At 44.7% G+C, this 20,463-nt stretch carries 11 protein-coding genes, 3 tRNA genes and 3 rRNA genes; 13 read left to right on the top strand and 4 right to left on the bottom strand.

What is annotated here, in order from left to right; translation table 11 throughout:
* The first annotated feature begins 73 nt into the window (after positions 1 to 73).
* The 3 genes from AC5590_RS17330 to vapC are packed head-to-tail and all read left to right on the top strand — an operon-like array spanning position 74 to position 5,004.
* Positions 74 to 4,297: an NACHT domain-containing protein gene (locus AC5590_RS17330; protein ID WP_169264769.1), complete on the top strand. Its 4,224-nt coding sequence runs from the start codon at positions 74 to 76 to the stop codon at positions 4,295 to 4,297.
* Positions 4,298 to 4,342: 45 nt separating this feature from the next.
* The gene (locus tag AC5590_RS17325) at positions 4,343 to 4,606 is read left to right on the top strand and encodes an AbrB/MazE/SpoVT family DNA-binding domain-containing protein (protein WP_246162941.1); all 264 of its coding nucleotides are present in this window, start codon (positions 4,343 to 4,345) and stop codon (positions 4,604 to 4,606) included.
* Entirely contained in the window at positions 4,603 to 5,004 is a 402-nt protein-coding gene (gene vapC, locus AC5590_RS17320) for a type II toxin-antitoxin system tRNA(fMet)-specific endonuclease VapC (protein WP_169264768.1), read from the top strand. The genes AC5590_RS17325 and vapC overlap by 4 nt, the downstream gene beginning before the upstream one ends.
* 142 nt (positions 5,005 to 5,146) lie before the next feature.
* Here the strand turns inward: vapC and argS are convergent, their stop codons facing one another.
* Positions 5,147 to 6,907, bottom strand: coding sequence for an arginine--tRNA ligase (gene argS / locus AC5590_RS17315; protein ID WP_169264767.1), 1,761 nt, complete (start codon positions 6,905 to 6,907; stop codon positions 5,147 to 5,149).
* 295 nt (positions 6,908 to 7,202) lie between these two features.
* A complete protein-coding gene (gene nadC / locus AC5590_RS17310) occupies positions 7,203 to 8,060 on the bottom strand; it encodes a carboxylating nicotinate-nucleotide diphosphorylase (RefSeq protein ID WP_169264766.1) in 858 nt (285 codons plus the stop codon).
* A gap of 331 nt (positions 8,061 to 8,391) precedes the next feature.
* On the opposite strand from nadC, the gene AC5590_RS17305 reads away from it, so the two are divergent.
* The 5 genes from AC5590_RS17305 (at position 8,392) to rrf (ending at position 13,645) form a co-directional block, all read left to right on the top strand.
* A 16S ribosomal RNA gene (locus AC5590_RS17305) occupies positions 8,392 to 9,883 on the top strand.
* A gap of 158 nt (positions 9,884 to 10,041) precedes the next feature.
* A tRNA-Ile gene (locus AC5590_RS17300) sits at positions 10,042 to 10,115 on the top strand.
* Between the two features lie 84 nt (positions 10,116 to 10,199).
* Positions 10,200 to 10,272 (top strand) — tRNA-Ala (locus AC5590_RS17295).
* A 273-nt stretch (positions 10,273 to 10,545) separates the two neighbouring features.
* A 23S ribosomal RNA gene (locus AC5590_RS17290) occupies positions 10,546 to 13,432 on the top strand.
* A 95-nt stretch (positions 13,433 to 13,527) separates the two neighbouring features.
* Positions 13,528 to 13,645: ribosomal RNA gene (rrf, locus tag AC5590_RS17285) — 5S ribosomal RNA — on the top strand.
* Together the 16S, 23S and 5S rRNA genes with 2 tRNA genes alongside form the textbook arrangement of a ribosomal RNA operon.
* Before the next feature lie 203 nt (positions 13,646 to 13,848).
* Here the strand turns inward: rrf and nadA are convergent.
* Positions 13,849 to 14,823 carry a quinolinate synthase NadA gene (nadA, locus tag AC5590_RS17280; protein ID WP_169264765.1) on the bottom strand — a complete coding sequence of 325 codons (975 nt, stop codon included), beginning with the start codon at positions 14,821 to 14,823 and terminating at the stop codon, positions 13,849 to 13,851.
* A gap of 493 nt (positions 14,824 to 15,316) precedes the next feature.
* Between nadA and AC5590_RS17275 the strand changes: the two genes are divergently transcribed.
* The 3 genes from AC5590_RS17275 to AC5590_RS17265 all read left to right on the top strand — a co-directional run bounded on the left by AC5590_RS17275 (position 15,317) and on the right by AC5590_RS17265 (position 17,555).
* A complete protein-coding gene (locus tag AC5590_RS17275) occupies positions 15,317 to 16,276 on the top strand; it encodes a TIGR04168 family protein (protein ID WP_246162937.1) in 960 nt (319 codons plus the stop codon).
* Positions 16,277 to 16,352: 76 nt separating this feature from the next.
* Positions 16,353 to 16,437: transfer RNA gene (locus AC5590_RS17270), tRNA-Ser, on the top strand.
* A 122-nt stretch (positions 16,438 to 16,559) separates the two neighbouring features.
* Positions 16,560 to 17,555, top strand: a complete 996-nt coding sequence (locus tag AC5590_RS17265) for a DNA cytosine methyltransferase (RefSeq protein ID WP_169264764.1) — start codon at positions 16,560 to 16,562, stop codon at positions 17,553 to 17,555.
* Positions 17,556 to 17,564: 9 nt separating this feature from the next.
* Here AC5590_RS17265 and AC5590_RS17260 read toward each other — a convergent pair whose 3' ends face one another.
* Positions 17,565 to 17,702, bottom strand: coding sequence for a hypothetical protein (locus AC5590_RS17260; protein ID WP_211178408.1), 138 nt, complete (start codon positions 17,700 to 17,702; stop codon positions 17,565 to 17,567).
* A gap of 248 nt (positions 17,703 to 17,950) precedes the next feature.
* Between AC5590_RS17260 and AC5590_RS17255 the strand changes: the two genes are divergently transcribed.
* Positions 17,951 to 20,137, top strand: a complete 2,187-nt coding sequence (locus AC5590_RS17255) for a DEAD/DEAH box helicase (protein ID WP_169264763.1) — start codon at positions 17,951 to 17,953, stop codon at positions 20,135 to 20,137.
* Positions 20,138 to 20,225: 88 nt separating this feature from the next.
* Positions 20,226 to 20,420 (top strand): hypothetical protein, encoded by a 195-nt coding sequence (locus tag AC5590_RS17250; protein WP_169264762.1) that lies wholly within the window; start codon positions 20,226 to 20,228, stop codon positions 20,418 to 20,420.
* Positions 20,421 to 20,463 lie beyond the last annotated feature (43 nt).

Raw genomic sequence — 20,463 nt, 5'->3', positions numbered from 1 at the left:
TCAGTGAAATTAGCAAGCGCTAACATAAGTATAAGCAACATATAAATTGTCCCTTTTATACAAAAGCGCCCCTGTGACATTAATTAATCTTCACTCCCTCATCAGCGCAATTACTGGTATTGCCAACCCAATCATTAAAGAAAAGCTTCAGCGTAACGAGACTGTCATCAAATTATTAAAGCAATTTAGCCTTGATCCTGAGCATCCTCCCGCTGATTTCAGTGGTGTTTACGCCTATGCCTTGGTAGAATACGGCGTTGGTAAACCCAAGCCATTCCTGGAACTTTTCCGCGAAGAAAAAATCAAACAAGCTTTCCGTAAAGCACTAGATCACAACAACCCCTCAATTCTTCTGTCTGAAGTTGATGTTTTTCTCGATACCTATGTCTTGGGTGATGAAATCAAAACCTTGGGAATTAACATCAGGCGAGAAGTCGCTGCTTTTGCCACGGTTTTTATTGAAGTTGCTAAGCGCAGCCGGACACCTGCTGATGTTTTGATGAACCAGCAGATAGGTTCGTTACATAAAAGGATAGGGAGTATCCAAGAACAGTTGGAAAGACTGCCGACACTGGAAGGAATGAGAACAGAGATGGCGCGGTTGGCAGCACAAAGTGTTGAGACGTCCTATCGAACGTCTCTAAATGAAAAGAAATGTAAAGCCATAGCCTTAGCCCAGCAGATGCAAGGCTGGTTTGAAACCTTGGGCTACCGTTTTGAAAAGTATGAAGTTTGGGAAGACAATTATTTTGAGTGGATTATTGACATCCCCGCACGACGTAATCGATATGACCGGATTCTTGTACGTGGAATTGAAGGTGAGGCGGGACTGAGTGATGTGATGGCTTTGCGTCAGTCGGTGGAGGCGCAAAGAACTGATGAAGGTTGGTTAGTAACAGCAAGACGAATTTCACGGGCGGCGCGTGATCAAGTGGAGAAACCAGAAAATCGCCAGTTTGATTGTTATACTTTTGACGAACTGATAGATCAGGATGCTGATTTTAGTGATTATCTCGACTGGCTAGAAGCGGAAGTTAAACGACGAGAAATCGACAAAAAATATGTGCCGTTGGCTTGTACTAAAGAAGAATTTGACTCACTTAGCAAGCGCAGGATAGGAGTCAGTCGTTACGATGAACGCGACGGCTGGATTGATGGTTATCTTGATGTGTGGTTAGATGACCCTGCTAAGGAGCATATCTCTATTTTAGGGGAATTTGGCACTGGAAAAACTTGGTTTGCTTTTCATTATGCTTGGATTGCACTACAACGTTATCGAGATGCTCAAAGACGTGGCGTTGAACGTCCTCGCCTTCCTCTGATAATTACGCTGCGCGACTATGCCAAAGCACTGAATGTTGAGAATGTTCTGGCAGGTTTCTTTTTTACACAACACAATATTCGCTTAAATAGCGAGGTGTTTGACCAGCTTAACAGCATGGGTAAGCTGCTGCTGATTTTCGATGGCTTTGATGAAATGGCGGCGAAGTGCGATCGCCAACAAATGATCAACAACTTTTGGGAGTTAGCGAAAGTCGTCGTTCCCGGTGCTAAAGTTATCCTGACTTGTCGCACCGAACATTTTCCAGAAGCAAAAGAAGGACGTGCTTTACTCAACGCGGAATTGCAAGCGTCTACCGCCAACCTGACAGGTGAAACGCCCCAGTTTGAAGTGCTGGAACTAGAAAAATTCAACGACGAGCAAATCCGGCAGGTGTTGTCATTCCAAGCTGAATCTACCACAGTTGACCATGTGATGGACAATCCACAACTGTTGGACTTGGCACGTCGTCCGGTGATGACAGAGTTAATTTTGGAAGCATTGCCAGATATTGAAGCTGGTAAGCCTGTGGATATGTCGCGAGTTTACCTGTATGCAGTGCGGCGGAAGATGGAACGAGACATCAAAGCAGAACGTACTTTTACTTCTTTGGCAGATAAGCTCTACTTTTTATGTGAACTTTCCTGGGAAATGCTGTCTACTGACCAGATGAGTTTAAATTATCGCCTTTTTCCTGATAAAATTCGTCGCTTATTTGGTGATGTTGTTCAGGAGGAGAAAGATTTAGACCACTGGCATTATGACATGATGGGGCAGACGATGCTGATTCGTAATGCCGATGGTGATTATACTCCGGCGCATCGTTCGCTATTAGAGTTTTTTGTGGCTTATAAGTTTGCAGCCCAGTTGGGGGCGTTGGCTGATGATTTTATTGAATTGGCGCAGGCGCGATCGCATATAAATAATGATGCAGCACCAGTTGATTACACTTGGTCATCTTATTTTGGTCGCCAGGTGGATGAGGCGGGGAAGATTTTGCCAAGTGCGCCACTGAGGAGATTTGCAAGTGAGTCGTTGGAGAAGTTGAGGGAGACGGTTGGGCGATCGCCCCTCACAAAAGCGGTGATGGATTTGCTTTTGCCAATGCTAGATATTAAGACTTCCATCACATCACCCCATTACCCAATGATCAAAATTCTTGAAGCGACACGCGGCAAAACAGAAGCTGAAGTGGGTTATGTTGGGGGAAATGCGGCGACGCTGTTGGTGAAGGTTGATAAGGCGGCGTTGGAAGGTAAAGATCTTAGCCATGCTGTGATTAAAGGTGCTGATTTTAGTAATGCTAATTTGCAGAGTGTTAATTTTGCGGAGGCGAATCTTGCTAAATCTGTTTTTCCCAAAGTTTTCGGTGCGGTTTTTTCAGTGGCCTTTAGTCCAGATGGCAAGCTGTTTGCTACAGGTGATGCTAATTGTGAGATTAGCTTGTGGCAAATTATTGATCACAAACAAATTTTAAGACTTCAAGGGCATAGCGACTGGGTACGCTCAGTAGTTTTCAGTCCTGATGGTAATACTATAGTTAGTGCTAGTTATGACCAAACAGTTAAGCTCTGGGATACTCGTACAGGAGAATGTCTGAAAACTTTGTATGGTCATACCAGTAGGATAAATTCAGTGGCGATGCATTCCAATTGTCAAACTATAGCTACTAGCAGTGATGATAAAACTGTGAAGCTATGGAATATTCATACAGGAGAATGCCTAAAAACTTTACTGGGACATACCAGTAAAGTTAATTCAGCAGTGTTCAGTCCTAACGGTGTCACTTTAGTCAGTAGTAGTAGTGACAAAACAGTGAAGTTATGGAATATTCGTACAAGACAATGCCTAAAAACCTTACAGGGACATACCGACTGGGTAAAGTCTGCGGCTTTTAGTCCTGACGGTAACATTTTAATAAGTGGGAGTGATGACCAAACGGTTAGGCAATGGGATATCCTGAGTGGAAAATGTGTAAATATTTTGCAGGGTTATATTAGTGTCGTACGGTCACTGGCAATCAGTGCTGACGGTGCAATGTTTGCTAGTAGTAGCGAAGATCAAACAGTGAAGTTATGGGATATCCATAGTGGTGAATGCCTGAAAACTTTGGAGGGACATACCGGCAGGATTAATTCAATAGCAATTAGCCCTAATAGTACAATTCTAGCCAGTTGTAGTTATGACCAAACAGTGAAGCTATGGAATGTTCGTACTGGAAAATGCCTCAAAACGTTGCATGGGCATAACGGTGGTGTCAATTCAGTAGTAATCAGTCCTGATGGTAAAACCCTAGCCAGTGGTTGTGGTGATCGAACGATAAAGCTATGGGATATCCATACTGGAGAATCTCTGAAAACTTTGCAAGGACATACCGACTGGTTATGGTCAGTTGCATTCAGTCCTAACGGTAAACTTTTAGCTAGTGGAAGTTATGACAAAACAGTGAAACTATGGGACATCAGCACAGGAGAATGTCTGAAAACTTTACAAGGATATACCGGTAGGAATAATTCTGTGGCAATCAGCCTTGATGGTAGGATCCTAGCCAGTGCTGGTGAAGACCAAACGATAAAGCTATGGGATATTTACAGTGGTGAATGCCTAATTACCTTGCAAGGACATACCAGTTGGGTACTCTCCGTTGTTTTTAGTCCTGATGGTAAGACTTTTGCCAGTGCAAGTAACGATAAAACAGTCAGGCTATGGAACATTCACAGTGGAAAATGCCTGAAAATTTTGCAGGGACACACTCATTGGGTAAATTCAGTTATTTTCAGCACGGACGGTCAAACTCTTGTTAGTGGGAGTTGGGATGAAACAATAAAACTTTGGGATGTTAACACGGGTGAGTGCTTAAAAACTCTGATAGATAGACCCTATGAGCATATGAATATCACAGGTGTTAAAGGCTTAACAGATGCCGAAATCACCACTCTTAAAGCACTAGGCGCAGTGGAAGAAGGGGAAATGTAAAATGAAAATATTCACACAATCTGAAAACGCAACTAGCCAAAAACAATGACAACGAAAGAAAGTCTCAAACAAGAAATAGACAAGCTTAGTGAAGAACAATTTCAACTTGTAGCTGATTTTATTGAATTTATCAAATTCCGTACTCAAAAAAATGATACAAATCCCAAAAAAAGACTTAGCGAATTTTACGGTGCATTAAAAACAACTCAACCCTGGCAAACTTTGTTTAACGCGACCGAACTCTTTTCTGAAGATTTCATGGAAACCAGAGAACAGCCTAATTTAGAGATTAGAGAGGGTTTTGAATGAGATTTTTGCTGGATACCAACATGTGTATCTACATTATTAAAAGGAAGCCACCTAAAGTCTTCGAGAAATTTCAGACACTAGACATATTTGATGTCGCTATTTCCTCTATTACTGTTGCAGAACTTGAGTATGGAGTTTATAAAAGCCAACGTCGAGAGCAAAATCAGGCAGCACTTACTCAGTTTTTAATTCCTCTGGAAATTATTCCCTTTGACGCTAGTACGACACAAACCTATGGAAGAATTCGAGCAGACTTGGAGCGACAAGGTATAGTTGTTGGTTCAATGGATATGCTAATAGCATCCCAGGCAATCAGTCTTGGGCTAATTTTAGTGACTAATAATGTCAGAGAACTTTCTCGGATTCCAGGTTTAGTTTTGGAAAATTGGGTGGATTAGTCAATATGCACTTCAGAAGCTGATGTTATGGATATAACCGAAGCTGAGAAAGCTAGACTCAAAGCATTAGGCGTAGTCGAGTTATAAAAATGTGGAAGGGGAAAAAGCAGGGGGAGAAAAAGAGCGATCGCACTAAGTCCACCTACATTCTTTCCACAACCCTAATTCCCAGCAACGAAAGTCCCAACTTCAGAGTTCTAGCCGTTAAATCACACAGTATTAGGCGCGATGTCCGCACTGGTTCTTCGGCTTTGAGAACAGGGCAATTTTCGTAGAACTTATTAAACTTATCACTCAGTTGATACAAATACTCGCACAAGCGATTTGGTAGTAAATCTTTTTCGACTTCACTGATAATTTCATCAAGTTGTAACAAGTGCTTCGCCAGAGTTAACTCTGTTTCTTGCCGCAAAAGAATTGGAGCATCTGCTCCCAGTTTTTCAAAGTCAATATTACCTTCACGACTAATGCCCTGAGTTCTAACATAAGCATAAACCATATATGGTGCAGTGTTGCCTTTAAGCGCTAGCATTTTGTCGTAGCTAAAAATGTAGTTGCTGGTACGATTTTGGCTTAAGTCGGCGTATTTAACCGCACTAACGCCAATCACCTGTGCAAGATTGCTGACAAACTCTTCAGTTTCTTGACGCGCTTCTTCTTTTATTCTGTTTTCTATATCTGCACGGGCGTGGGCGATCGCACCATCTAATAAATCTCGCAACCGCACAGCTTCCCCAGAACGAGTTTTCAATTTTTGACCATTTTCCCCTAGCACCAACCCAAATGGGGCATGCACAAATTCTACATCGTCTGTAATCCAGCCTGCCTTTCTTCCTACCTGAAAAATCTGAACGAAGTGATTTATTTGTTCTATACCAACTGGGTAAATCACCCGCTGCACTTTATCTACTTGTACTCGGTAGCGAATTGTCGCTAAATCTGTAGCAGCGTAGTTATATCCTCCATCTGATTTTTGCACAATCAAGGGTAAAGGCTCACCTTCCCTGTTAGTAAAGCCTTCCAAAAAAACGCACTTTGCACCCTGATTTTCCACTAGCAGACCTTTTTTATCTAATTCCTCTACGACTTCAGGCAGTAAAGCATTATAAAACGATTCACCTCGTTCAACAAAAGGAGCAATTTCCAATAAATCGTAAATAACTTGGTACGCTCGACTGGAGAGTTGACAGACTATTTTCCATGCGAGTAGTGTCTTTTGATCTCCTGCCTGTAGTTTTACCACAGCCTGACGTGCTGCTTGTTGGAAATTTGCATCTGCATCAAATCGTGCTTTTGCTTGACGGTAAAATGAAGACAAGTCACCCAAATTTAAAGTTTCAGTAGTGGTTAAAGCTTCTGGGTACGCTTCTTCTAAATAAGCGATAAGCATCCCAAATGGCGTTCCCCAATCTCCGACATGGCTAATCCGCTCGACTTTATGACCAACAAATTCTACAATTCGAGACAGACAATCTCCAATCACTGCTGGACGTAAATGTCCTACGTGCATTTCTTTGGCGATGTTTGGGCTGGGGTAATCTACAATAACTCGCTTGGGATTGTTAGTTTGTGGGACTCCTAACCTTGGATCTCGTTGAATTGCCTTGAGTTGTGCTTCTAGGTATTCTGTTTTTAGCTTCAAATTGATAAAGCCAGGACCAGCAACTTCTGGTGGCTTGCAAATATCAGATACGTCAAGTTTATCAACAATTTGTTGTGCGATCACCCTTGGTTGCTGTCCCAATTGCTTTGCTAGCGCTAAAGCTACGTTTGCTTGATAATCACCAAATTTAGGATTGCTCGCAGCAACCAAAACTGGATCTACCTTACTGTAATCACTGCCAAAAGCTGCATCCAAAGCTTCCTGTAACGTAAGTTTTAGCTGTTCTTGTGTATCCTTCATGTTTATTTTTGAGTTATGACAACCTGTCAGAAATTTTTATTTATCAACAAAGATACAAATTCTTCCATAATCAAACCACTATCTCTAATGATTCCTCGTAGAGTTTCTATAATTAATTTTTAATTATTTGGAACGACAACTTGAGCTAATGGTTGATCTGTACGAATAATAATCTACCTGCTTTCTGGTGCGCTTGTGCGAAAAACTAACCTTGCTGAGTGCTCTTGCTAGAGAATGACTTGCCTGGTGATTCTGGTTTTTGCTGAAACTGCAATGCTTTGAGCCAACCGGATAATCATTCAATCCTCATACTTAAATCTAACCAAGAGGATTTCGTAATTGGTGCACTGCTAGAAATATAATCCACTCCTGTCTCGGCAACAGCACGAATAGTATCTAAAGTAATGTTGCCAGAAGCTTCAATTTTAACGTGACTATCGTGTTGACGAATTATGTCCACAGCCTGACGCATCAAATCAACAGGCATATTGTCCAACATGATAATGTCAGATCTATGCTGCAAAGCTTCTTGTACCTGCTCTAAACTTTCCGTTTCTACTTCTATAGTTAAGGGATAAGGAATTGAGGAGCGAATTTGAACAATAGCCTTCCCAATTCCCCCAGCAGCTGCGATGTGATTATCCTTAATCATAACTGCATCATCTAATCCCATTCGGTGATTGACTGCCCCTCCTACTGTAGTTGCGTACTTTTCCAACAACCTTAACCCAGGAGTGGTTTTGCGCGTGTCCACCAGTTTTGCAGGTAAATCAGCAATTTGCTCTACATAGTTTTGGGTAAGCTTGGCGACGCCACTGAGTCGCATCACTATATTAAGAGCAACGCGTTCTCCCATCAGGAGGGCATCTAGCGGACCATCGATTTGGGCCACCACTTTTCCCGCCTCACAAGAACTACCCTCAGCTACAACAGGAATAAAGCTAACTTTTTCATCTAAAAGTTGAAATACTCTTGCCGCGATTGGTAAACCTGCTATAACTCCAGATGCTTTCGCCATCCACTTAGCTTGTCGTACTTCCTTAGTTATCAGGGCTTGGGTTGTGCGATCGCCGCGACCGATATCCTCTAACAACCAATCGTGTAACAACCTATCTAAAACAAGCCTGGGTGGCAAAACACCAAAATGACTCATAGCTTTATTGTTCCCCTTCTCAACTTCCAGAATTACTATAGCCTAGAGTGCTTGCTATATATACCTTTTAGAAGATAAGAAAAAAATCTCAAAAAAAGTTTCGGAAAATAGTTGACAGGCAAGAGTAGGTTCGCTATATTGAATAAGTGCCTGAAGCGCGGACACAAAAACAAGTCACCGCCGAGGGCGACGAACCTTGAAAATCCTATAGTTTGAAAGCTAGTATACACAAAAAGCCTTGCGATAGTAAACAATAAACCGAGGCTGACGGTAAAATCAGCTAAAAGAGCAAGTAGATGAGTGATTAGTTCACTTATCTACAGACAGAATCAAAACGGAGAGTTTGATCCTGGCTCAGGATGAACGCTGGCGGTATGCTTAACACATGCAAGTCGAACGGAGTTCTTCGGAACTTAGTGGCGGACGGGTGAGTAACGCGTGAGAATCTGGCTTCAGGTTCGGGACAACAGTCGGAAACGATTGCTAATACCGGATGTGCCTAACGGTGAAAGATTTATCACCTGAAGATGAGCTCGCGTCTGATTAGCTAGTTGGTGTGGTAAGAGCGCACCAAGGCACCGATCAGTAGCTGGTCTGAGAGGATGACCAGCCACACTGGGACTGAGACACGGCCCAGACTCCTACGGGAGGCAGCAGTGGGGAATTTTCCGCAATGGGCGAAAGCCTGACGGAGCAATACCGCGTGAGGGAGGAAGGCTCTTGGGTTGTAAACCTCTTTTCTCAGGGAATAAGTACTGAAGGTACCTGAGGAATCAGCATCGGCTAACTCCGTGCCAGCAGCCGCGGTAATACGGAGGATGCAAGCGTTATCCGGAATGATTGGGCGTAAAGCGTCCGCAGGTGGTTATTCAAGTCTGCTGTCAAAGAATCTGGCTCAACCAGATAAAGGCAGTGGAAACTGAGTGACTAGAGTATGGTAGGGGTAGAGGGAATTCCTGGTGTAGCGGTGAAATGCGTAGAGATCAGGAAGAACACCGGTGGCGAAAGCGCTCTGCTGGACCATAACTGACACTGAGGGACGAAAGCTAGGGGAGCGAATGGGATTAGATACCCCAGTAGTCCTAGCCGTAAACGATGGATACTAGGCGTTGCCCGTATCGACCCGGGCAGTGTCGTAGCCAACGCGTTAAGTATCCCGCCTGGGGAGTACGCACGCAAGTGTGAAACTCAAAGGAATTGACGGGGGCCCGCACAAGCGGTGGAGTATGTGGTTTAATTCGACGCAACGCGAAGAACCTTACCTGGGCTCGAAAATGGTCGAACCTGCCTGAAAGGGCGGGGTGCCCGCAAGGGAGCGGCTATCAGGTGCTGCATGGCTGTCGTCAGCTCGTGTCGTGAGATGTTGGGTTAAGTCCCGCAACGAGCGCAACCCTCGTTCTTAGTTGCCAGCAATTCGGTTGGGCACTCTAGGGAGACTGCCGGTGACAAACCGGAGGAAGGTGGGGATGACGTCAAGTCAGCATGCCCCTTACGTCCTGGGCTACACACGTACTACAATGCTGTGGACAAAGGGCAGCAAGCTAGCAATAGCAAGCAAATCCCATAAACCACGGCTCAGTTCAGATCGCAGGCTGCAACTCGCCTGCGTGAAGGAGGAATCGCTAGTAATTGCAGGTCAGCATACTGCAGTGAATTCGTTCCCGGGCCTTGTACACACCGCCCGTCACACCATGGAAGCTGGTCACGCCCGAAGTCGTTACCCTAACCTTTCGAGGAGGGGGACGCCGAAGGTAGGACTGGTGACTGGGGTGAAGTCGTAACAAGGTAGCCGTACCGGAAGGTGTGGCTGGATCACCTCCTTTTTAGGGAGACCCGACTCAATTCAAAAGTAAAAATTCAAAGTTCAAAAACAAGAAAGAGTTTTTGGAAATTTAGAATTATAAAACTTTGAATTGGTTTTATCCCGAGGTCGGTCGTAAGGTAAGTGTAAGCTTTCAAACTATAAGTTAGGTTCGGATATGGGCTATTAGCTCAGGTGGTTAGAGCGCACCCCTGATAAGGGTGAGGTCCCTGGTTCGAGTCCAGGATGGCCCACCTGAAAACAGTGAACAGTGTGCAGTAAACAGTGGTCACGAAAAAATGATAACTGTGAACTGATAACTGTGAACTGAAATTTAGGGGGGTATAGCTCAGTTGGTAGAGCGCCTGCTTTGCAAGCAGGATGTCAGGAGTTCGAGTCTCCTTACCTCCACCTGCGCCCTAAGTAATTAACTTTTGTGATTCCATCTTTGTTGAGTGTACTCAAATAGCAGCAAAGGCTAGAGTGCAGGCAAGTCAGAAAAGCAAAAGCAAAATTATCATCCGATAATTAATTGGATAAGATTCAGCATCTTGTGATATAAGCAAGAATGCTGGGGTATTTCCAGCAAAAGAACCTTGAAAACTGCATAGAAACGCGAAAAATGTCAGGTAGTTAACTGTTATTAACAGTTAAAACTCCAAGCAAAAAGCAATGATTGTTTGTAGTCAAGCAATGAAAGGCGAATGGTGGATACCTAGGCACACAGAGGCGAAGAAGGACGTGGTGACCGACGAAACGCTCCGGGGAGCTGGAAGCAAGCATAGATCCGGAGATGTCCGAATGGGGCAACCCCAAGAACTGCCTGTTGAATATATAGACAGGAAAGAGCCAACCCAGCGAATTGAAACATCTTAGTAGCTGGAGGAAGAGAAATCAAAAGAGATTCCCTAAGTAGTGGTGAGCGAAAGGGGAAAAGCCTAAACCAAAAAGCTTGCTTTTTGGGGTAGTGGGACAGCAACAAGGAATCCTTATGTTAGACGAAGCAGCGAAAAACTGTACCAGAGAAGGTGAGAGTCCTGTAGTCAAAAACAAAAAGATACTAGCTGTATCCCGAGTAGCATGGGGCACGTGAAATCCCATGTGAATCAGCGAGGACCATCTCGTAAGGCTAAATACTACTGTGTGACCGATAGCGAAACAGTACCGCGAGGGAAAGGTGAAAAGAACCCCAATGAGGGGAGTGAAATAGAACATGAAACCATTCGCCCACAAGCAGTGGAAGTCCGATTCAACGGATGACCGCGTGCCTGTTGAAGAATGAGCCGGCGAGTTAAAGGCACTGGTAGGTTAAGGTGAAAAACTGTAGCCAAAGCGAAAGCGAGTCTGAAGAGGGCGCGAATCAGTGTTTTTAGACCCGAACCCGGGTGATCTAACCATGTCCAGGATGAAGCTTGGGTAACACCAAGTGGAGGTCCGAACCGACCGATGTTGAAAAATCGGCGGATGAGGTGTGGTTAGGGGTGAAATGCCAATCGAACCCGGAGCTAGCTGGTTCTCCCCGAAATGTGTTGAGGCGCAGCGGTTGTGATTATAGTCTGGGGGTAAAGCACTGTTTCGGTGCGGGCGGCGAAAGCTGTACCAAATCGAGACAAACTCAGAATACCAGATGTACACACAACCAGTGAGACGGTGGGGGATAAGCTTCATCGTCAAGAGGGAAACAGCCCAGACCACCAGCTAAGGTCCCCAAATCATCGCTAAGTGGCAAAGGAGGTGGGAGTGCACAGACAACCAGGAGGTTTGCCTAGAAGCAGCCACCCTTAAAAGAGTGCGTAATAGCTCACTGGTCAAGCGCTCCTGCGCCGAAAATGAACGGGACTAAGCGATGTACCGAAGCTGTGGATTTTAGTAAAAAGTTATCAGTTATCAGTTATGAATGAACCAAAAGTTTGTAATAACTGTTAACTGGTAACTGATAACTGAACTGGTAGGGGAGCGTTCCGTATTAGGAAGAAGCACTAGCGGCGAGCAGGTGTGGACGAAACGGAAGTGAGAATGTCGGCTTGAGTAGCGAAAATATTGGTGAGAATCCAATACCCCGAAACCCCAAGGGTTCCAGAGCCAGGTTCGTCCACTCTGGGTTAGTCGGGACCTAAGGCGAGGCGGAAACGCGTAGTCGATGGACACAGGGTCAACAATCCCTGACTATTGAGTGGGAGCATTTGCAGTGCGCATGAAAGTAAGCTACGCCCTGACTGGATTGGGAGACTTCTACGGAGGTCGTGTAGTTATGTTAGTGCCAAGAAAAGCTGTGAATGTGATGAAAGCTCAGTACCCGTACCCGAAACCGACACAGGTGGGGGAGTAGAGAATACTAAGGGGAGCGAGATAACTCTCTCTAAGGAACTCGGCAAAATAGCCCCGTAACTTCGGAAGAAGGGGTGCCCACGTGAGTGGGTTGCAGTGAAGAGGCCCAGGCGACTGTTTACCAAAAACACAGGTCTCCGCCAACTCGTAAGAGGAAGTATGGGGGCTGACGCCTGCCCAGTGCCGGAAGGTTAAGGAAGCTGGTCAGCCGAAAGGTAAAGCTGGCGACCGAAGCCCCGGTGAACGGCGGCCGTAACTATAACGGTCCTAAGGTAGCGAAATTCCTTGTCGGGTAAGTTCCGACCCGCACGAAAGGCGTAACGATCTGGGCACTGTCTCGGAGAGAGACTCGGCGAAATAGGAGTGTCTGTGAAGATACGGACTACCTGCACCTGGACAGAAAGACCCTATGAAGCTTTACTGTAGCCTGGAATTGGGTCCGGGCTTGGCTTGCGCAGGATAGGTGGGAGGCATTGAAGCATTCCTTGTGGGGAGTGTGGAGCCAACAGTGAGATACCACTCTGGCGAAGCTAGGATTCTAACCCGTTTCCGTGATCCGGAAAGGAGACAATTTCAGGTGGGCAGTTTGACTGGGGCGGTCGCCTCCTAAAAGGTAACGGAGGCGCACAAAGGTTCCCTCAGCACGGTTGGAAATCGTGCTTTGAGTGTAAAGGCAATAAGGGAGCTTGACTGCAAGAGCAACAACTCGAGCAGGGTGGAAACACGGTCTTAGTGATCCGACGGCACAGAATGGAATGGCCGTCGCTCAACGGATAAAAGTTACTCTAGGGATAACAGGCTGATCTCCCCCAAGAGTCCACATCGACGGGGAGGTTTGGCACCTCGATGTCGGCTCATCGCAACCTGGGGCGGAAGTACGTCCCAAGGGTTGGGCTGTTCGCCCATTAAAGCGGTACGTGAGCTGGGTTCAGAACGTCGTGAGACAGTTCGGTCCATATCCGGTGCAGGCGTAAGAGTATTGAGAGGAGCCCTCCTTAGTACGAGAGGACCGGGAGGGACGCACCGCTGGTGTACCAGTTATCGTGCCAACGGTAAACGCTGGGTAGCCATGTGCGGAGCGGATAACCGCTGAAAGCATCTAAGTGGGAAGCCCACCTCAAGATGAGTACTCTCATGGCATTAGCCAGTAAGGTCACAGGCAGAACACCTGTTAATAGGTGGGAGGTGTACACGCAGTAATGTGTTCAGCCGACCCATGCTAATAGACCGAGGGCTTGACTTCAACAACAATTGCTAATCGCGTTTCTGTGCAGTCTTCAGGGTTTGAAAAAATTCAAAATCAACTAGATTTGAATTTTGAATTTCCCCCAAGGTTTTCCTGGTGTCAATGGCGCGGTGGAACCACTCTGATTCTATCCCGAACTCAGGTGTGAAACGCTGCAGCGGCGACGATAGTAGGTGGGTAGCTGTCTGCGACAATAGCTCGATGCCAGGATTTGATTTCAACTAACAACAAAAGGGTGTTGCGCTATATCGCAACACCCTTTTGTTCGTTTTACTTTGACATCCAAACCTCTATCCACAAAACTGAAGAATCCAGTAACTCACTGAGTAAACGCGCAGTTGAGCGGAAAAGTTTCCTTCAAACTGACACCAACCGTCTCTACTAGCTCCTCAGTAGTTATTTTCATAAGAGTTTTATACACTCATCTCTAGCATTCGTTGAATTGGTCGCAATGCTGCCATGCGAATATTCTCTGGCAACGTGATTTCGGGAGAGCGATTTTTCATCGCACTGTAGAGTTTTTCTAAGGTATTTAACCGCATAAAAGGACACTCGTTACACGCGCAGTTATTCAATGGTGGTGCGGGTATAAAGTGCTTGTAAGGCGCTTGTTTTTGCATTTGGTGAATGATTCCAGGTTCTGTAGCAACGATAAATTCTTGGGAAGGGCTTTGTTCACAATATTTTAGTAAAGCAGCTGTAGAGCCGATGAAATTTGCATGGCGCAAGACACTAGTTTCACATTCTGGATGAGCGATCGCCTCTGCTTCTGGGTGTGCAATTTTTAACTGCACAATTTTTTTCTCAGAAAAAGTTTCATGGACAACGCAACTCCCTTCCCACAGGACTAAATCTCGCCCAGTTTTTTCGATAACATACCGTCCTAAATTCCGGTCTGGGGCAAAAATAATTGGCTGATCTATAGGAATCTGCTGCACAATTTTGACGGCGTTGGAACTGGTGCAGATTATATCACTCATTGCCTTAATATCAGCAGAGCAGTTGATGTAAGAAACCACCAAATGGTTTGGGTGTGCTGCTTTAAAAGCTGCAAACGCCTCTGTTGGACAACTATCGGCTAAAGAACAACCAGCATTTAAATCTGGTAAAAGAACCATCTTGTCCGGATTAAGAATCTTTGCAGTTTCTGCCATGAAATGGACACCAGCAAAGACAATGACATCTGCATTTGTATCAGCTGCAGCTTTGGCAAGCTGTAACGAATCTCCAATAAAATCTGCAATATCTTGAATGTCCGGTTCTTGATAGTAATGTGCCAGGATAACCGCATTGAGTTCTTGTTTAAGAGCCTCAATTGCTGCAAATAAGTCTAGTGGTAGATCACCCTGTTCGGTTTTTTCTCGTTGAGCAAGTGCAGTCGTAAACACAGTTAAACGTTGCTGAATGTTACAAGTTTTGTCTGGTGGATTTAATTATAGTAGTTTTTACCAAAAATGTTTGAGGGGTGATGCTCCTCTGTTAAATTGTGTGAAGAATAATTCAGAACGCATCAACTCAGCTTGGGCACTTGTTATGAGCAATTGGTAACCCGCGACTCAGGATGTTGACCACATGCATCAAAGATTTGCTGAAAGCTTGTACCTTCCTACATCGCACTTACTAGGGAGATCCAACAAAAAAAATATCCAACAAGAATGCCTATGGCTGACGCCACGGCTATCGCTGAACAACAACGAGACTACGACTAATTAACGAGTTTAGGCTGTTTCCAGCCCATAGGGCTGGAAACAAGGTTGGATATTTTTTTCGCATGGTTTGTGCCTTACGCACAGAACTCATGCAGCAATCGGTGATATCTAAACTTCTTTTATTTTTGTGAGTTGGTGCGTTCTGTCTTGGTCAAAATCCTCTAATTTTCCTATGCTGGAAACAGATGGCAAGGAAAGTGGCATGACCAGTCAGAAAACAAACTCAAAAAATTTGAAAATTGCTGTAGTAGGAGATGTTCACGACCAATGGGAAGAAGAAGACGGTATTGCACTCAAGCATCTGGGTATTGACTTAGTACTGTTTGTTGGAGATTTTGGCAATGAGTCGGTGGAAGTGGTAAGAGCGATCGCATGCCTTGACATTCCCAAAGCAGCAGTCATGGGGAACCACGATGCCTGGTACACTGCCACAGAATGGGGACGCAAGAAGTGTCCTTACGACCGCACCAAGGAAGACTGGGTACAGCAGCAACTAGATTTATTGGGTGAAAGCCAAATCGGTTACGGTAAGCTAGATTTTCCAGATCTAAATTTAACGGTTGTTGGAGGTCGTCCGTTTAGTTGGGGTGGACCAGAGTGGAAATATAGTGATTTCTACCAACAGTGGTATGGTGTGACTAGTTTTGAAGAGTCCACAACGCGAATCGTGTCAGCAGTTAAAAGTGCAGCTTACCAAACAATAATTTTTATAGGTCACAACGGTCCTACAGGGTTGGGCGATCGCCCAGAAGACCCCTGCGGCAAAGATTGGCACCCCATAGGGGGTGACTTTGGCGATCCAGATTTAGCAGAGGCGATATCTCAAACTATCACAACTGGTAAAATTATTCCCCTGGTCACATTTGGTCATATGCACCACAGCCTGCGACATACAAAGAAAGAGCCGCGAAAGCGCATTTTTAGAAGTCCAGAGGGGATAGTTTACTTGAACGCCGCAAGTGTACCCAGGATTGTAGAACATGGTAGCCATAAGCAGCGTAACTTTTCCATTGTCCTGCTGGAAGATGGTGTGGTCTCCCAAGTCTCCCTCGTCTGGGTTGGAAAGGATTTCAGCATTGTATATGAGGAAATTCTTTATCAAAAACCCACTCTGGTAGTGCAAAATGCATAGAGAATGAGATATAATTCATATCTGGTTGGCTTTGTTTTTGGCTGACCGCTGACAGCTAAAAGCTGACAGCTTTACTGGAGAGGTGGCAGAGTGGTCGATTGCGTCCGACTTGAAATCGGATGAACCGAAAGGTTCCGGGAGTTCGAATCTCCCCTTCTCCGTTGAAAGATTTGTGATGACTTGATTCAGCGTAACAGCACAAATTAGGCATTTGATCAGCTGTAATAATATTTAGGCGAGATTTAAGTTGTTTCCCTTAAAACTTTATAGCTTCCTGTCACGAATGGTTCTTGAACCTATCACAACCACAAAAACCGTCATTGAGTTATTTGCTGGGGCTGGTGGTTTAGCACTTGGTTTAGAAAAGGCAGGACTGGTAGCCAAAGCACTAATTGAAATTGACAAAGACGCAGCAGCAACACTTCAGCATAACCGTCCAAAATGGAATGTCATTCAGGCTGATGTGTCTAAAGTTTCTTATGCAGGAATGAGTGCAGACGTTGTAACTGGAGGTTTTCCTTGCCAACCTTTCAGCTTGGCAGGTAAAGGTTTAGGGTTTGAGGATACCCGTGGAACCTTATTTTATGAATTTGCCCGTTGTGTTAAAGAGGTACAGCCTAAACTATTTCTGGCTGAAAATGTTAGAGGTTTAATAAGTCATCAGAAAGGAAAAACGCTCGATACAGTTCTATCTGTTCTGGAATCTCTTGGTTATAACGTCCAGTATCGTTTACTAAATGCAGTTAACTATGATGTTCCTCAAAAGCGAGAAAGAGTCATCATTGTCGGAACTCGTCCAGATATTCGCTTTCAGTACCCTAGTCCTTCTTCTAAAATTCTGACTTTGAGAGATGCCTTGAAAGATGTTCCACCTTCTGAAGGAATGAAATATAGCCCTAAGAGAGCTAAAGTTTTAGAATTAGTTCCACCAGGCGGCTGCTGGCGAGATTTACCTGAAGATATTCAAAAAAGCTACATGATGAAAAGCTACTATCTTACAGGTGGGCGTACTGGTATGGCACGTAGAATTTCTTGGGATGAGCCAAGTCTAACTCTGACTACTTCTCCCTCACAAAAACAAACGGAACGCTGTCATCCGGAAGAAACTAGACCTTTTACAGTAAGGGAGTATGCCCGAATTCAAACTTTTCCCGATGATTGGGAATTTATCGGTGGTGTACGCTCCAAATATAAACAGATTGGTAATGCAGTTCCTGTAAATTTTGCTTATCACTTAGGAAGAGCTATAGTTAATGTGCTAACAAGTGCATCTCATTGATTTATTACCTCAGTAAGCTTTATCAAATAAGGTTTTATAGCTTGCTCGCTGTTGTTCAGTGAGCCTATCAAGTCCAGAAACTTCACCGATCACGTCTGGTAATACATTAAAAAGCATACTTAATGCCCCTGGCACGCCAGTTGCCATATCGTATTAATCAACGCCCAAGTCATGACTCCATTACGAAATGCTTTATCTGCAACCTCACTGCTGAGCACTTGATGAAAAAATTATTACAATAATTTAAACTAACACCGCATATCTGCTGAACTCAACCAGCTACGTAGTTCCGTGTATTCGCAATGGCAAGTATCAGATTGCCAGTGCTAGCCTGACAGCATTACTCAAAATACTTTTCTTGTATAAGAAATTGAACTAGTACAGGTAGGGACTACATGATTGTTGGGCATGAGGAACAAAGTAGCAAATTTATCACGACTGAACCATTAAAAGTTACCACTGAAGCAGGTGAGCAGAAAGTTTGGGATGCTGTAAAGAGTGCTTTTTCTGATAGAAACTGCATTGGCTACTGGCGCTATCCAATTTTCTCGAAGGTCGGAGAAATTCGTAAGGAACCTGATATTCTGATTGCTGATAGAGAATTTGGTTTAGTGGTCATTGAAGTACTGCCAGTTGTAATTGACCAAATTGTTACTATTCATGATGGCATTTGGCAGTTGCAAAACTATCACACTGCAGAAGCTAACCCTGATCAAAGAGCCGAACATCAACTGCGAGCATTAATTGCATACACAGACCGTGAACCTGCTATCTGGCGTAGGGTTACCGGACGAGCGATCGCTGCATTACCTCTGATTACCCAAGAACAATGGCAACAAAAAGGCTTTGACCAATTACCCAACTGTCCTCCTCTAATTTTCCAAGATCAGCTAGGTAAAGTTGGTTTTACCGAACGCATTCAACAAACTGATCATGTAGTTCCAGGGGAAAACCTGGAAGATAAAGACTGGGAATTGCTACTGTCAGTTATGAGTGGGACACCCGTGTTTCGTAAACCTCCTCGTGCGACAGTTTCGACCACAGGCAAAACCCGCGCCAGTATTATGGACTGTTTGCGTCAAAGACTATACGAAATAGATTTACAGCAAGAACACATAGGAAAAGAAATTCCTCCAGGTCCTCAGCGGATTCGCGGTATTGCAGGTTCAGGCAAAACTGTGCTGCTATGCCAAAAAGCGGCGATGATGCACCTCAAGCATCCAGACTGGGATATTGCCTTGGTGTTTTTCACGCGATCGCTCTACGATTTGATGATTGGGTTGCTGGATCAGTGGATACGCCGTTTCAGTGGTGGTGAGTTACAGTATGATCCGAAAACTAATCTCAAGCTGCGAGTGCTTCATGCGTGGGGAGCAAAAGAACATCCAGGTTTGTACAGTATCATCTGCGACTACCACGGCAAAAGACGCGGAACGGTTGTAGACACAAAACAAAGACAACCTAACCGGGGTTTAGCAGACTTATGTAAACGGCTACAAGAAGAGATAAAAATTGAGCCGATTTTCGATGCCATCTTGATTGATGAAGGTCAAGATTTAGTAGCCGAAGATGATTTGAAATATGAAGATAAACAAGCAATTTATTGGTTGGCTTATCAAGCTTTACAACCTGTCAGTCAGGAAAAACCAGAGGAACGCCGCTTAATTTGGGCTTACGATGAAGCACAAAGTCTCGATAGTATCGTAGTACCAAAAGCCAAAGAGGTATTTGGCGAAAATTTGAGCAATCTTTTGAGTAAGCAACCCCAATATCATGGTGGTATTAAACGTTCTGAAGTGATGCGCCGCTGTTACCGCACTCCTGGAACAATTCTCACAGCGGCGCATGCAATTGGTATGGGTTTGCTACGTCCAGAGGGGATGCTTGCAGGTATCACTAATAAAGATGATTGGAACAAAATTGGTTACGAAGTTAAGGGAGACTTCCGGCGTATTGGTAAGCCGATAACTGTACATCGACCGTCTCAATATTCACCCAACCCTATTGCTGAACTTTGGGGCAACCCTATATTAGAATATCAAACTTACGGTTCTCGCCAAGAAGAAATGACAGTTCTGGCCCAGAACATTATGCATAATATTGTTCATGATAGTCTTAATCCCAGCCGTGATATCTTAGTCGTCATTTTAGGTTCTACTTCCGAAGCAATAGAGTTAGAAACTGAAGTTGCGGGTTTCTTAATGGACCAAAAAATTGATGTCTATATCCCCACTGCTTTGACTTTAAATGATTTAGTTCCCCAATGGCCCAACAACGACCCAGATAAATTTTGGCATGAAGGTGGCGTTACAGTGTCCCGCATCAATCGCGCTAAAGGACATGAAGCTGATATGGTCTATGTGGTTGGCTTTGATAATGTCGCTCGCAATGAAAGTGATGTCAACTGTCGCAACCAATTGTTTGTCGCATTAACTAGGGCGCGGGGTTGGGCAAGTCTGAGTGGTGTCGGTCATTATCCGATGTATGATGAAATGCGGCAAGTGATTGCTAGTGGTGATACTTTCACATTCACCTACAAGCGTCCACCGAAACGCGATATTGGTGATGGGGAAGCAGTCTAACAACGGATGTAGTAGAACTTTTTGCCAATGAATACTGGCAAGTTCTGTTAGAACCTGCCTTGTGCAATAGTGACTACGGAAAGGGGAAGTGGCGACGACTCGCGAAAACTTCCCCTTGGGCGATAGCGTTTGCGTAGCGCCCCCTATGCCTGCGGCACGGCTACGCCTATCGGGGCTAGCGCTGCTGCTTTCAGCAGATCGCTCCATTACCAGAACAGGAGGATTATATTTTTCAGGATTGTACCGCAACTCGTTAAATAACTTAAACTTAAAAGTCGTTTGACTGAATTGAAGATGCTTTTTTATTGGGAGGTGTGAACAGTCAC

The organism is Brasilonema octagenarum UFV-OR1 (assembly GCF_963888615.1).
In the GTDB taxonomy this organism is placed as follows: domain Bacteria; phylum Cyanobacteriota; class Cyanobacteriia; order Cyanobacteriales; family Nostocaceae; genus Brasilonema; species Brasilonema sennae.
Note: the sequence above shows the minus strand (reverse complement) of the source record. Positions and strands in the feature narration are given on the sequence as shown.

What these genes read in the sequence shown, in the direction of transcription:
- AC5590_RS17325 (WP_246162941.1), top strand. Translation starts at nt 4,343, where the DNA reads ATGACAACGAAAGAAAGTCTCAAACAAGAAATAGACAAGCTTAGTGAA.
- vapC (WP_169264768.1), top strand. Translation starts at nt 4,603, where the DNA reads ATGAGATTTTTGCTGGATACCAACATGTGTATCTACATTATTAAAAGG.
- argS (WP_169264767.1), bottom strand. Translation starts at nt 6,907, where the DNA reads ATGAAGGATACACAAGAACAGCTAAAACTTACGTTACAGGAAGCTTTG.
- nadC (WP_169264766.1), bottom strand. Translation starts at nt 8,060, where the DNA reads ATGAGTCATTTTGGTGTTTTGCCACCCAGGCTTGTTTTAGATAGGTTG.
- AC5590_RS17275 (WP_246162937.1), top strand. Translation starts at nt 15,317, where the DNA reads ATGCTGGAAACAGATGGCAAGGAAAGTGGCATGACCAGTCAGAAAACA.
- AC5590_RS17265 (WP_169264764.1), top strand. Translation starts at nt 16,560, where the DNA reads ATGGTTCTTGAACCTATCACAACCACAAAAACCGTCATTGAGTTATTT.
- AC5590_RS17260 (WP_211178408.1), bottom strand. Translation starts at nt 17,702, where the DNA reads ATGGCAACTGGCGTGCCAGGGGCATTAAGTATGCTTTTTAATGTATTA.
- AC5590_RS17255 (WP_169264763.1), top strand. Translation starts at nt 17,951, where the DNA reads ATGATTGTTGGGCATGAGGAACAAAGTAGCAAATTTATCACGACTGAA.